This window comes from Microbacterium fluvii, assembly GCF_025515205.1.
Taxonomy (GTDB): domain Bacteria; phylum Actinomycetota; class Actinomycetes; order Actinomycetales; family Microbacteriaceae; genus Microbacterium; species Microbacterium fluvii.
Map to the genome: position 1 here is coordinate 416,488 of NZ_JAOPFX010000002.1, position 12,869 is coordinate 429,356.

7 protein-coding genes are annotated in these 12,869 nt (G+C 69.0%); 6 read left to right on the plus strand and 1 reads right to left on the minus strand.

The genetic code is table 11. The features are described 5' to 3' along the window. Positions 1–5: 5 nt before the first annotated feature. A complete protein-coding gene (locus tag OAW74_RS10585; RefSeq protein WP_262874326.1) occupies positions 6–1,454 on the minus strand; it encodes an NAD-dependent epimerase/dehydratase family protein in 1,449 nt (482 codons plus the stop codon). Between the two features lie 126 nt (positions 1,455–1,580). On the opposite strand from OAW74_RS10585, the gene OAW74_RS10590 reads away from it, so the two are divergent. The 6 genes from OAW74_RS10590 (at position 1,581) to OAW74_RS10615 (ending at position 12,854) form a co-directional block, all read left to right on the plus strand. After that, entirely contained in the window at positions 1,581–2,573 is a 993-nt protein-coding gene (locus OAW74_RS10590) for a LacI family DNA-binding transcriptional regulator (protein ID WP_262874327.1), read from the plus strand. 114 nt (positions 2,574–2,687) lie between these two features. After that, positions 2,688–3,971: an MFS transporter gene (locus OAW74_RS10595; protein WP_262874328.1), complete on the plus strand. Its 1,284-nt coding sequence runs from the start codon at positions 2,688–2,690 to the stop codon at positions 3,969–3,971. 1 nt (position 3,972) lies between these two features. After that, positions 3,973–6,417, plus strand: a complete 2,445-nt coding sequence (locus tag OAW74_RS10600; RefSeq protein WP_262874329.1) for a glycoside hydrolase family 3 N-terminal domain-containing protein — start codon at positions 3,973–3,975, stop codon at positions 6,415–6,417. Continuing rightward, positions 6,414–8,870 (plus strand): DUF4982 domain-containing protein, encoded by a 2,457-nt coding sequence (locus OAW74_RS10605; protein WP_262874330.1) that lies wholly within the window; start codon positions 6,414–6,416, stop codon positions 8,868–8,870. Before OAW74_RS10600 ends, OAW74_RS10605 begins: the two co-directional genes overlap by 4 nt. Beyond that, positions 8,867–10,237 (plus strand): family 43 glycosylhydrolase, encoded by a 1,371-nt coding sequence (locus OAW74_RS10610; protein WP_262874331.1) that lies wholly within the window; start codon positions 8,867–8,869, stop codon positions 10,235–10,237. Before OAW74_RS10605 ends, OAW74_RS10610 begins: the two co-directional genes overlap by 4 nt. Positions 10,238–10,295: 58 nt before the next feature. Continuing rightward, positions 10,296–12,854, plus strand: coding sequence for a glycoside hydrolase family 78 protein (locus OAW74_RS10615; RefSeq protein WP_262874332.1), 2,559 nt, complete (start codon positions 10,296–10,298; stop codon positions 12,852–12,854). The last annotated feature ends 15 nt before the right edge of the window (positions 12,855–12,869 follow it).

Below are 12,869 nucleotides of genomic sequence, written 5' to 3' on the forward strand. Positions count from 1 at the left end.
CGCTGTCAGGCGCGCGCCGCGGGCACGCGCGCGCCCGTGTACAGCTGCGCGAGGAACGCGTTGTGCTCGCTCTGCGCCTCGTACGCCGTCGTGTCGCGGACGCAGTCGGGGCACCAGTGACCGGCGGTGAGGATGAGTCGCGGGCTGCCTGCGAACACGTGCCCGAGGTGGCAGGCCCACACCAGCGGGGTCGCGATGTCGCCGCGCGCCGCGTCCGGGGAGACCAGTTCGCCGCCGCGGAAGTCCGCGACGCCCCGGTAGACCTCGGGGCCCCAGGCGGACGCCTCCACCGTTTCGTCGTAGCCGTGATCGAGGAAAGCCGGTACGCGGGTAGGCTCCGGCGGCGTGAAGCTCGACCAGTCGCCGATCCGCTGCCACGCCTCGTACGAGCCGAAGTGCGCGGTGATCTCGGCCTGGTCCCGGTGTGCGATCGCGTGCATCGTGCCCCGGGGCTTGCGCGTCAGCGGCTTCATCACGAGGTTCTTCACGATCCAGGAGGGGACCTTGCCCGCCGAGCGGACGGAGGACGGCGCCGCGGCGATCGCGCGACCGAGGGCGTCCTCGAAGGTGTCTTCGCGAAACGGGACGAGCTCCTGCAGGCGGTCGCTGTCGGTGTACCACTGGCCGTGGAAGTTGCGGGTCGCGAACCAGTCGCGGTCGTACCAGGTGCGGATGTCGGCGACGCCCATCGCCCCGCCGATCGCCTCCTGCAGCTGCCAGTTGGTCAGGCGCCAGCCCGCGCCGCCGCCGATGTTGTAGACGCCGCCCCAGAACTCCTCGGGTGCGGGCTCCGCGGCAAGCCGAACGAGCAGCCGGGCCGAGTCCTCGGCGGAGACCCACTCCATGACGCCCGTGAACGGCGAGTGGGTCATGATGGGGTCGCGGATCTCGAGCATCGCGGGGTGGAAGATCCCCGTCTGCCGCATCCATGCCCATCGCGGCAGGCCAGACTCGACCAGCAGCTTCTCTGCGACGATCTTGGTCTGGCCGTATTCGTCGAACGTCGAGACCCGCAGCGGGTCGCCGACGCGTCCCCAGTGCACAGGCTCCTGTCGGTCGCCTGTCTCGGCGACCGACCCGATTCCGATGACCTCGACGGCCGCTGGGTCGGGCAGCGTCTTGACCGCCCGGATGATGTTCTGCATGCTGCCGATGTTCACGCGATGCGCCAGGGCGGGCTGCGCGTCGGCGAGCGGCGAGACGACCGCGCCGACGTGCAGGATGACGTCGACGCCGGACACGGCGCGGGCGACGTCGTCATACCGCGTCAGATCGCCCCATGCGATCTCGATGTTCGGCATGTCTTCGAACTCGGCGAGGACGGCGCGGTCGCGATCGGTGGGCTGCGCGAAGGCCCGCACGCGCACCTCGGGGCGATCGCGGAAGGCGCGAAGTGTGGCGCGTCCCCAGTTGCCGGTTGCGCCGGTGAGCAGGACGGTACGGGCTGTCGTCATCGAGGCATCGACCTTTCACAGAGCTAGCACGCGCTAGTTCTCCCGGCATGCTACGGTGATTCACTAGCGCGTGCAAGCCGCGGTCTTCCGGATCCGCGCGGTCGATGGCGCCGGGGAGAGCACTTCATGACGACGAACGTGGGCTCGACCAAGCGCGTGACGGCGGCGGACATCGCGCGGTCGCTCGGCGTCTCACGGGCCACGGTCGGCTTCGTGCTCAACGACACCCCCGGTCAGAAGATCTCGCAAGCGACGCGAGATCGGGTTCTCGGCGAGGCTGCGCGCCTCGGCTACCGCGCGAACGCAGCCGCCCGCGCGCTCGCGAGCGGCCGCAGTCGGATCGTGCTCCTCGTCATGCCGGACTGGCCGCTCGACCACAACCTCCGTGCGAATCTCGACGAGGCATCGCTCGCGCTGGATCGCGCCGGCTATTCTCTGGTCACCTCGACGACCCACCCGGGGGGTCGTGCGCAACCGCTCTGGGAGACGCTCAGCCCCGACGTCGTCATGGGTCTGACTCCGTTCTCCCGTGACCAGATCGCCGCCTTCCGAGCCGCGGGCGTCGAGCACATCGTGCCGGACACCTCGCGTGAGGACGGTTTCGCTTTCGGCGAGCTGAGTGACGGCGCGACCCTGCAGGTGCGCCACCTGGTCGAGCGCGGCCGCACGCGGATCGCGGTCGTGGGTGCGGTCGATCCCCGGTTGGCCGAGCTCGTCGCCCTTCGACGATCGGCGGCCATGGCCGAGATCGAGAGGCACCCGGGCGTCGAGCTTGTCGCGACGTCGGCGATCGACGCCGAGTCGGCCGCTTCCGTCCTCTCCGAGATCGTCGCCGCCGGTGCCGACGGCGTCGTCGCATACAACGACGATGTCGCCGCGTGGCTGCTGCGCGCGGCCCTGCGGGCCGGGCTCGACGTTCCTGGATCGCTGGCGATCGTGGGCCACGACGACGCCCCGGTCGCGGGGCTTCTGGTGCCGGCGCTCACCAGTGTGCGCGTCGACATCGCCGGTCTCGGGCGCTACTTCGCCGAACTCGCCCTCGAGGCGGCGGATGGAGTTCCGCTGCCCGCTGATCTGCCGACGGCGACGACCGAGATCGTCCCGCGAGAGACCACCTGAGGGTCGAGACCTCTTGCCCGCGGGCGCGCAGCTTGCGCGCGATAGTTGGTCGTCGTATGGTGAGTAGCGCGCGCTAGTAATGGATCGCGCACACCTTGGACATCGGAGTCACCCATGACCGCCAACGACGGCACCGCCACCCCCCTCGATGCTGAGCCCGCTGCCGCCCTCGGGGAGCCTGTCCAGCGGGTAGGCAAAGGGTTCCTCGCCCTCTTCGGCTTCCTCAACTTCGCCCTGTACCTGACTGTGATGATGCCGGCGCTGTTCAGCCTTCCGTACAAGATCCAGCTCCTCGACCCGGCGAGCAAGGCCGTCAATCTCGGCATGGTCGCGGCCGTCGGCGCCGTTGTGTCGCTCATCGCCGGTCCTCTGGCAGGCGTCCTCAGTGATCGCACGCATTCGCGCTGGGGTCGTCGACGCCCATGGATGATCGGCGGTGTGGTGGTCGCAGCGGCGGGTGCGATGATCGTCGCGATCGCGCCGAGCCTCCCGATCGTGCTGATCGGCTGGGTCATCGTCTGCATCGGAGGCTCCGGGGTCTCGGCGGGTGTCACGCCGATCGTCGCCGAGAAGGTGCCGGAGAGCCAGCGCGGCTCGGTCGGGGCGATCGCCGGCGTCGCGACTCAGCTCGCGGGTGTCCTCGGCTACACCATCGGCGGCCTGCTCACGTTCAACGCGCTCCTTCTGTTCGGGGTGCCGTATCTCGTGCTGGGCATCGTCGTCCTGCTGTGGGCCTGCCTCATCCCGGATTCGTCGGTGGAGCTGCCGACGACCACGGTCGCGCAGACATTCCGCCTCATGGTGTTCAACCCGCGCATGCACCGCGACTTCGGGTTCCTCTGGCTCGGCAAGCTTCTGATGCAGATCGCGCTCGCATTCCTCACCACCTACCAGCTCTACTATCTCGGTGACCGTCTGGGCTTCACACCTGAGGAGGCCGGGCAGAAGTTGGCCCTCGTGGGCGGCATCGGCATCCTCGTCACGATGACGTTCGCCGTCGTCTCGGGAACGCTCTCCGACAAGCTGCGCCGTCGCCGTGTCTTCGTCATCACTGCGGCCGTGCTGGCGGCGGTCGGGCTCGCCCTCATGGCTTTCGCGAGCGGGTTCGGTCCGTTCTTCGGTGCCGTCATGTTCATCCTCGGCGGTGCGGGCATGTTCGGCGCCGTCGACGTCGCGATGGCGAGCGACCTCGTTCCCGACCGCGAGCAGGCGGGCCGCTGGATGACGATCTACAACCTCGCTGCGACGCTTCCGACAGCGATCGCTCCGGTGTTCGGCGCCTTCCTGTTGACGCTCGGCAGCCCCGACGGCACGAACTACACTGCTCTGTTCATCTCGGGCGCCGTGATCGCAGTCGGCACTGCATTCACCACCCTCGCGATCAAGGGCGTGCGTTGAGATGACCGACACCGCTGCCCCCTCGATCACCGATCTCGTCGCGCAGCTGACGCTCGACGAGAAGGTGCTGCTGCTCGAAGGCGTCGACTCGTGGAACACGAACGGCATCCCGCGGCTCGGAGTCCGGCGGCTCTTCCTCACGGACGGGCCACACGGGGTGCGGAAGGTGCGCAGCGACTCCGGGGCGTTCGGGCTCGCCGAGGCCGAGCCGTCGACCGCGTTCCCGACATCGACGACGCTCGCCAAGACGTGGGACCCCGCGCTCGCGCGCGAGGTCGGTGCGGCGATCGGGCGCGAGAGCGCTGCGCTCGGGGTCGACGTCCTGCTCGCGCCCGGCGTCAACATCATGCGGAGCCCTCTGTGCGGGCGCAACTTCGAGTACTTCTCGGAAGACCCGCTGGTCGCGGGCGTCTTCGGTGCGGCATTCGTCCAGGGTGTGCAGAGCACAGGCGTCGCGGCGAGCGTCAAGCACTTCGCCGCGAACTCGAACGAGGACTACCGCTTCGTCGGCGATAGCGTCGTCGACGAACGGGCGCTGCGCGAAATCTACCTGCGCGCATTCGAGCGGATCGTGAAGGATGCTGCGCCCGCCACCGTGATGTGCGCTTACAACCGGCTCAACGGCACGTTCTGCTCCGAGGACCGCGAGCTTCTCACCGACATCCTTCGCGACGAATGGGGGTTCGACGGACTGGTCATGACGGACTGGGGTGCGACGAACGACCGCGTCGCCGGTATCGTCGCGGGTTGCGAGCTCGATATGCCCGGCGGCGTCGAGCACAACCGCACGGAGCTCCTCTCGGCCGTGCACGACGGGCGCCTGCCCGAGGAGATCCTTGACCAAGCGGTCGCGCGTGTGCTCTCGCTCGTCGAGCGCTGCACTCACGACCACGAAGCCGCGCCGGTGGATGCCGCCGCACACGGCGCTCTCGCGACGCGCGTCGCCGTCGAGGGAGCCGTGCTGCTGGCGAACGACGGCACGCTTCCCCTCGCGGCCTCAGCAGGTGGCCTCGTCGTGATCGGGGAGCAGTTCGAGCGGATGCGCTACCAGGGTGCCGGATCGTCGCTGATCTCACCGCCGGCGACCGTCTCGCCGCGCCGGGCATTCGACACCCGCTCGGTGGGCTACCGGTACGCGCGAGGCTATCGATCCCTTGACGTCCGCGGCGACTCCGATCTGCACCGTGAGGCTGTCGAAGCCGCGCGCGACGCTGAGACGGTGCTCTTCTTCGGTGGGCTCGGAGACCTCGAGGAGAGCGAAGGATTCGATCGCTCGTCGATGACGCTGCCCGCGGCGCAGGTCGAGCTGCTGAACGCGCTCGTCGACGCCGGTGCGCGCGTCGTCCTCGTGCTCTCGACCGGTTCGCCCGTCGAGATCCCCCGTCACGACGAGCTCTCCGCTGTGCTGCTGCTCTCACTGCCCGGCATGAACGGCGGTGAGGCCGCAGCGCGGCTGCTCTTCGGTGAGGAGGGGCCTTCCGGGCGGCTGACCGAGAGCTGGCCCCTGACCGCAGCTGATGCGAGTTGCCAGGCGGATTACGACCGTTCCGCGATCGCCGCCTACTACGAGTCGATCTATGTCGGCTATCGGTTCTACGACGCCGCCGGCACGGCATTGCGCTACCCGTTCGGTCACGGCCTCGGCTACACCGAGTTCGTCTCGCGCGATCTCGAGGTGACCATCGCCGACGGTCGTGTCATCGCCTCGGTGACGGTAGCCAACACCGGCGAGCGTGCCGGTGCGGAGGTCGTGCAGGTCTACGTGCGGAACAACCGGGGTCGCGTCTTCAAGGCGGAGAAGGAACTGCGTGTGTTCGAGAAGGTGCGCCTCGCAGCCGGGGCATCGCGCCGGGTGACGCTCGAATTCCCCGTGCACGATCTCGCATTCTGGAGCGTTGAGGAGCACGACTGGGTGCTCGAAGACGGTGAGTACGAGGTGCTGGTCGCGGCATCGGCCGCCGATGTGCGACTCTCCGCACCGCTCGTCGTCGAAGAGGGGTGTGCATCGCGGTCGCCCTATCCGGCATCCGTCGATGCGGCATATGCGGCTCCACCCACCTCGATCCCCGCCGCCTTCTCCACCCTCATCGGACGCCGCCTGCCGGTCGCCCCGACGGAGCGTTTCGGCATGCAGACGAGACTCGGCGATGCGCGGGGCACGATCCTCGGCGGCCTCTTCCTGCGCGCGGTCATGGGGCGCGTCACCCGTGACTTCACCACCGCCATGGCCTTGCCCGACTCCCTCGAGCGTGACGCGCGCGTCAAGAGTGCGCACTTCGTGATGCGCATGATGCCCGCTATGTCGTTGCGTGCGATGGTGATGTCCTCGTCGGGAGGGCTGCCGTTGCCGATCGCAGAGGGCCTCTCTCTCTTGTCGGCCGGCCATCCGGTCCGCGCGGCCCGCGCGTTCCTCTCGCGGGGGCACCGGCCCTTCACAGCGCGATGACAGGCGAGGAGTTCGCATACGGCTGGGCCGTGATGCGCGATGGGATCGAGAAGACGGTCGACATTCCGCACGACGCGATGATCGACCGACCGCGGCGCAAGGACGCGCCCGCCGGAGCCCACAACGGATGGTTTCCCGGCGGGCGGGCCGTCTACAGACGATCGTTCCGCATGCCCGCTGACGCCGATGAGCGCAGTCTCGCGCTTCGATTCGAAGGCGTGCAGGGCGAGGCTGCAGTGCGCGTCGACGGTCGTCTGCTTGCTCAGTGGCACAGCGGGTATCGCGAAGTGATCGTGCCGCTCGACGGGACCGGTGCCCCCGGCGCAGAAGTGAGCATAGAGGTCGACGTCGATCACACCGGCCACCCCGATTCACGCTGGTACACCGGCACCGGGATCTACCGAGACGTCACGGTGCTCGATCGTCCGCGAGCGCACATCGTCGCGGACGGCATCCGCACATCCTTCGCCGGTGACGGCACTCTCGGGCATCTTTCGGTCGACGTCGAGACGTCAGCCGCCGTCGTGGCCGGAGACGAGATCGTCGCGCGTCTGGTGGATGCCCAGGGTCGAGACGAGACCATCGTCGCGAGTGCTTCCGCAGAGCCACGAGACGGAACGCTCACGCTCGAAGTGGACCGCCCGAGGCTCTGGTCGGCGGAGCGTCCCGATCGGTATCGGCTCGAGGTCGCGGTGCGTCGGGACGGGATCGAGCTCCACACAGTTTCGGCTCTCATCGGGCTGCGAACGGTGACCGCCGATGCGCGCAGGGGCTTGCGCGTCAACGGCGACACCGTGCTGCTGCGGGGCGCATGCATCCACCACGACAACGGTCTGCTCGGCGCCGCGACGCTGCGCAGCGCCGAGTTCCGCCGCGCGCGCCTGCTCAAAGAGGCTGGATACAACGCGGTGCGCAGCGCGCACAACCCTCTGTCGCGGCATTTCCTGGATGCCTGCGACGAGTTGGGGCTGTATGTCGTCGACGAGCTGACCGACGTCTGGTTCCTGCCGAAGACGACGCACGACGGCGCCGACCGCTTCGCGTCGGCGTGGCGGTCCGACGCCCGCTCCATGGTCCGGAAGAACCGGCTGCATCCGAGCGTCATCATGCACTCGATCGGCAACGAGAACCCCGAGACCGCTACGGCGGAGGGCGTCCGGATCGCTGCAGAGATCGTCGATTTCCTGCATGCCGAGGATCCGCGTGGGCTGGTGACGACGGGGATCAACTTCATGCTGAATGCGGTGTCCAAGCCGGAACGCGGTGCCGGCGCACCGAGTCTGCCGGACACCACCGTCGACAACAGCGACCCGTCGCTGCTGACCAGCACCATGATCAACGTGATCGCGAACAGGCTCGGGCCTATCACTCAGGCTGTCTCGCGGCTTCCTGCTGCCGAGCGTCGCACGAAGGACGTCGCGGCCGTGCTCGACGTCGTCGGCTACAACTACGCGTGGGGAAGGTATCGGCGGGATGCTCGGCACCACCCGGCCCGCGTCATTCTCGGCACAGAGTCCTTCGCGGGCGATCTGGCGCGGATCTGGCCGCGCGTGGAGGCGATCCCTGCGGTGATCGGCGACTTCGTGTGGACCGGGTGGGACTACCTCGGCGAGGTGGGGATCGGATCGTGGACGTACGAGCCCGGCCGCCGGGGCACTGCGTTCGGAAAGTCATTCCCGCACGTGATCGCGGGCCCCGGGGCGATCGACATCGTCGGCACACCGGGCGCCCCGGTCGCCTACCAGCGAGCCGTCTGGGGGCTCTCGGACGCCCCCGAGATCATGGTGCGCCCGCTCGACGTGTCGAACCGTCCCGCCTCGCGGACGGCGTGGCGCTCGACTGACGCGATCGCGAGCTGGTCGTGGCCCGGTCACGAGGGCGAGCGGGCCGAGGTCGAGGTGTATTCCGACTGCGACGACGTCGAACTCCTCCTCGACGGCCGCAGCCTGGGACGCAAGCGCGCCGGCCGGCGCGCAGGATACCGCGCGCGCTTCCGCGTCGTCTACGCGCCCGGAGAACTGACCGCGATCGGGTATCGGGGCGGGCGCGAGGTCTCGCGCGCGGTGCTGCGTTCGGCGGGGTCGGCGAGACTCGCGCTGCGTCTCGACACACGCGACGGCAGTGGGGCGGACGCCTGGTTCGTGTGGGTGGAGGTCGCCGACGACGACGGTATCGTCGACACGACCGCGGATGTGTCGGTCGAGCTCGCGGTCGAGGGAGCGACGCTCGCCGGCTTCGGAAGCGCCAACCCTGCACCGGCCGCCGAAACGTCGTTCGCCGACCGTGTCTCCCGCACGTATCGCGGCCGCGCGCTCGCGGTCTTGCGCCCGCGTGCGGACTGTCCGCCGGTCACGATAGCGGCGCACAGCGATGCCCATGGCGACGCAGTCCTCGTGATCGACCCGAGCGCGGACGCCGCGACGGCCCGCACATCGACGAAGGGCGCCCGATGAGCACCGAGACTCCGAGTGGCACCGTGGTCTGCAGCGGTGAGGGGCGCAACCCGGTGCTTCCCGAGGTGTTCAGCATCCCTGACCCCGAGGCCCATGTCGTCGGCGACGGACGGCTGTTCGTGTACGGCAGCCTCGACGGTCCGGAAGACACGTACTGCAGCGGGGTGTATCGGCCCGTCTCGACCCGTGACCTCCGCACGTGGACCGTGCACGACGTGGGATTCCGTGCGGAACAGGCGCCCTGGTTCGGCGAGCCACTCGTCGAAGCCGTTCCGTACCCGCAGAAGCGCACGCCGTTCATGATCGAGAGCGCACGCCGGATGGGCCCGGGGATGCTCATCCGGAGCCTGTGGGCGATGGCCTTCACGCGGAGCCGCGAGCGGTTCCTCTACGCGCCCGACGCTGTCGCGCACGGCGGCCGTCACTACCTGTTCTTCTGCATGACGGACGGGTCGGAGGGGGTCGCCGTCGCCGACGTGCCCGAGGGGCCGTTCCGCGACCCGGTGCGCCTGCCCTGCACCGGCATCGACCCGGCTGTCTTCGCCGATCGCGACGGCGCCGTCTACCTCTATTGGGGGCAGTGGAGCGCTCACGGCGTGCGACTCGACGGCGATCTGCGCTCGTTCGACCAGGCATCGGTCTCGCGGGCACTGCTCACCGAAGAGGAGCACGGATTCCACGAGGGATCCTCGGTCCGGCGGATCGGCGACACCTATTACTTCGTGTTCGCGGACATGCATCGCGGCAAGCCGACGTCGCTCGGCTACGCCACCTCCTCCTCGCCACTCGGGCCGTTCCGCTACCGCGGCATCATCGTCGACAGCGATGGGTGCGACCCCGAAGCGTGGAACAACCACGGCTCGATCGAAGAGGTCGACGGCCGGCACTATGTCTTCTACCACCGCAGCAGCCGTGGCACCCGCTACCACCGGCGGCTGTGCATCGAGCCGATCGAGATCCTTCCCGACGGCTCGATCCCCGAGGTTCCGATGACCTCGCAGGGCGTCGGCGACCCGTTCCGCCCGGGTGAGGCGCTCCCTGCGCGTTCGGCGTGCGTGGTCGGCGGCCGGGCGCGCATCGACGTCGACGAGGCCGGGCTCGAGGTGCTCGAGCTTCCCCGAACGGGGGATCGCGCCGTGTTCCGATACCTCGCGCAGGGTGAGTTCGCGGGTCTGACGCTCGACGGCTCCGGGGCGGGGACGGTTCGCGTTCTCGTCGACGGACGCACGATCGGCATCGCGGCCCCCGGAGACGACGGCGTTCTGCGCCTGGCGACGCCGTTCCTTGTCGACGGCGAGGGCGAGCTCGTCATCGAGGCGGTCTCCTCTCGCAGCCTGCGCGTGCGAACGCTGACGCTGAACGGATGACCGTGAGACGGCATCCACCGACACCCGCCCTTCGACCTCGGACCGCACAGGAGAACTCGTGAAGATCACCCGACTGACCCTCGACGGCCTCGAGTCAGGGCTCGTCACCGACGAGCATCCCACGATCGCCTTCGCCCTCGCCTCCGACGTGCCAGGCGAGGCGCTCGCCTCGGCCCGCGTGCACGTCGACGAGTGGGAGGTCGACACTGACCGGCAGGTGGGCATCGTCTACGGCGGGCCGCTCGCGCCCTACACCGAATACTCGGTGCGGGTGGATGCCACAGGGACGAGCGGTGAGACGGCGTCGGCGGCGACGACCTTCCGCACCGGGCGGCTCGACCTGCCGTGGACCGGCCGGTGGATCACCGACGCGGCATCCGAGACGCCGAAGAAGCAGTCGCCGGTGCCGATGGTGTTCCGACGCCGTTTCTCGCTCGAGAAGCCCGTCGCTCGGGCGTGGATCGAGGCGACCGCCCTCGGCGTGTACGAGCTCGATCTCAACGGCGGCAAGGTGGGCGACGACTACTTCGCACCCGGATTCACCTCGTACGCACACCAGCTGCAGTACCAGACGTACGAGGTCACCGACCAGCTCGGTGACACCAACGAGCTGATCGCGACCGTCGCGGGCGGCTGGGCGGTGGGCTCGTTCACGTTCGCCCGGAAGAACAAGATCTACGCCGATCGGCAGGGGCTGCTCGCGGAGCTCCACATCGAGTTCGCCGACGGCACGCAGCGGGTAGTCGCGACCGACGGGGACTGGGAGGTCGCCACCGACGGACCGGTCCGGATGGCCGAGTGGTACGACGGTGAGACGGTGGATGCCCGCGTCACGACAGCGCAGATGTCGTGGAAGCCGGCCTCCGAGACCCGACCCCGCGCGAACCCGCGGATCCTCGCGCAGTACGGCCCGCCCGTCCGTGTGCAGGACACGTTCACCCCGGTCGAGGTGACGACGGCGCCGAGCGGCGAGACCGTCTACGACTTCGGGCAGAATTTCGCGGGTGTCGTCCACGCGCGCCTGCGCGGCCGCGACGGTCAGACCGTCGTTTTCCGACACGCCGAGGTCCTCGTCGAGGGCGAGCTGTTCGTGAAGTCCCTGCGGACGGCGAAGGCCACCGCCACCTACACGTGCGTCGAGGGCGACCAGACCTACTCGCCGAAGCAGACCTACATGGGGTTCCGCTACGTCGGGGTCACCGGGATCGACCCGGCCGACCTCGAGCTGACGGCGCTCGTGCTGCACAGCGACCTGCGCCGCACGGGATCCTTCACCTCGTCGAACGAGCGCCTCAACAAACTGCAGTCGGCGATCGAGTGGGGCGGGCGGTCGAATTTCGTCGACATCCCCACCGACTGCCCGCAGCGCGATGAGCGCGAAGGCTGGACAGGTGACTACGCCGCGTTCGCGACGACGGCGAGCTTCAACTTCGACATGACCCGGTTCCTCGACAAGTGGCTGCGCGACATGGCGTCCGAGCAGGGGCGCGGCGGCGGCATCCCGATGGTCGTCCCGCGCTCGGGCAACGGCTTCCCCGTGATGGCGACGGCGATGTGGGGCGACGTGTGCATCCTCGCCCCGTGGGCGGAGTACCGCGCACGAGGTGACCTCGGGATGCTGCGTCGCAGCTACCCGATGATGACGAAGTTCCTGGGTGCGGCCGATTGGTGGTCGAAGCTGCTCTCGATCGGCGACCGCCGGCACATCTGGCAGTTCCCGTTTCACTTCGGCGACTGGACCTCGCCGGACGGCTCGGCGAAGGAGTGGATCCAGAAGGGCCGCTGGGTCGGCACCGCGTTCTTCGCCCACTCGTGCGGCATCGTGGCGGAGATCGCCGATCTCCTCGGCGAGCCGGCCGATGCTGCGCGGTACCGAGCGCTGCAGTCCGACATCGTCCGCGCCTACCGAGCCGTCTTCACCGACGGCGCGGGGACGCTGAAGAACGAGTTCCAGACTGCCTACGTGCTGCCGCTGCACTTCGGGATGACCGAGGGGGCCGAGACCGAGCGGATGGTGGAGAACCTCGTCCACCTGATCGCCGAGTCCGACGGCCACCTGCGCACGGGCTTCCCCGGCACGCCGTATATCCTCTTCGCGCTCTCCGACAACGGCCGAGTCGACGAGGCGTTCGACCTGCTGCTGCAGACCAGCCCGCCGTCGTGGCTCTACATGGTGGATGCCGGCGGTACGACGATCTGGGAGCGATGGGATGCCCTCCGTCCCGACGGCACGGTGAACACGATCGACCTGCAGACCGGCAAGGACACCGGCGGCATGGTCTCGTTCAACCACTACGCGGCGGGGGCAGTCGGCGACTGGCTGTACACCCGCATCGCAGGGATCGAGCCCACCTCAGGCGGCTACCGCACGTTCCGCGTCGCACCGCTCCTCGGCGGCGGCCTGACCTCGGCCGAGGCAGTCGTGGAGACGCCGTACGGGCACGCCTCCTCGTCGTGGACACTCGCGGACGACGTGTTCACTCTGCGGGTCGAGGTGCCCGTATCGACGTCGTGCACCGTCGTGATGCCCGACGGGTCGGAGCGCACGAGCGACAGCGGCGTCTTCACGTACACATGTGAGCTCGGGGCGCTCTCCGGACACGTCGCTCACACGTGATCCGGCGTGGGCATG

Bases quoted from the DNA above. Each gene is read 5' to 3' on its own strand.
- OAW74_RS10610 (WP_262874331.1), top strand. From the start codon at position 8,867: ATGAGCACCGAGACTCCGAGTGGCACCGTGGTCTGCAGCGGTGAGGGG.
- OAW74_RS10585 (WP_262874326.1), bottom strand. From the start codon at position 1,454: ATGACGACAGCCCGTACCGTCCTGCTCACCGGCGCAACCGGCAACTGG.
- OAW74_RS10605 (WP_262874330.1), top strand. From the start codon at position 6,414: ATGACAGGCGAGGAGTTCGCATACGGCTGGGCCGTGATGCGCGATGGG.
- OAW74_RS10600 (WP_262874329.1), top strand. From the start codon at position 3,973: ATGACCGACACCGCTGCCCCCTCGATCACCGATCTCGTCGCGCAGCTG.
- OAW74_RS10590 (WP_262874327.1), top strand. From the start codon at position 1,581: ATGACGACGAACGTGGGCTCGACCAAGCGCGTGACGGCGGCGGACATC.
- OAW74_RS10595 (WP_262874328.1), top strand. From the start codon at position 2,688: ATGACCGCCAACGACGGCACCGCCACCCCCCTCGATGCTGAGCCCGCT.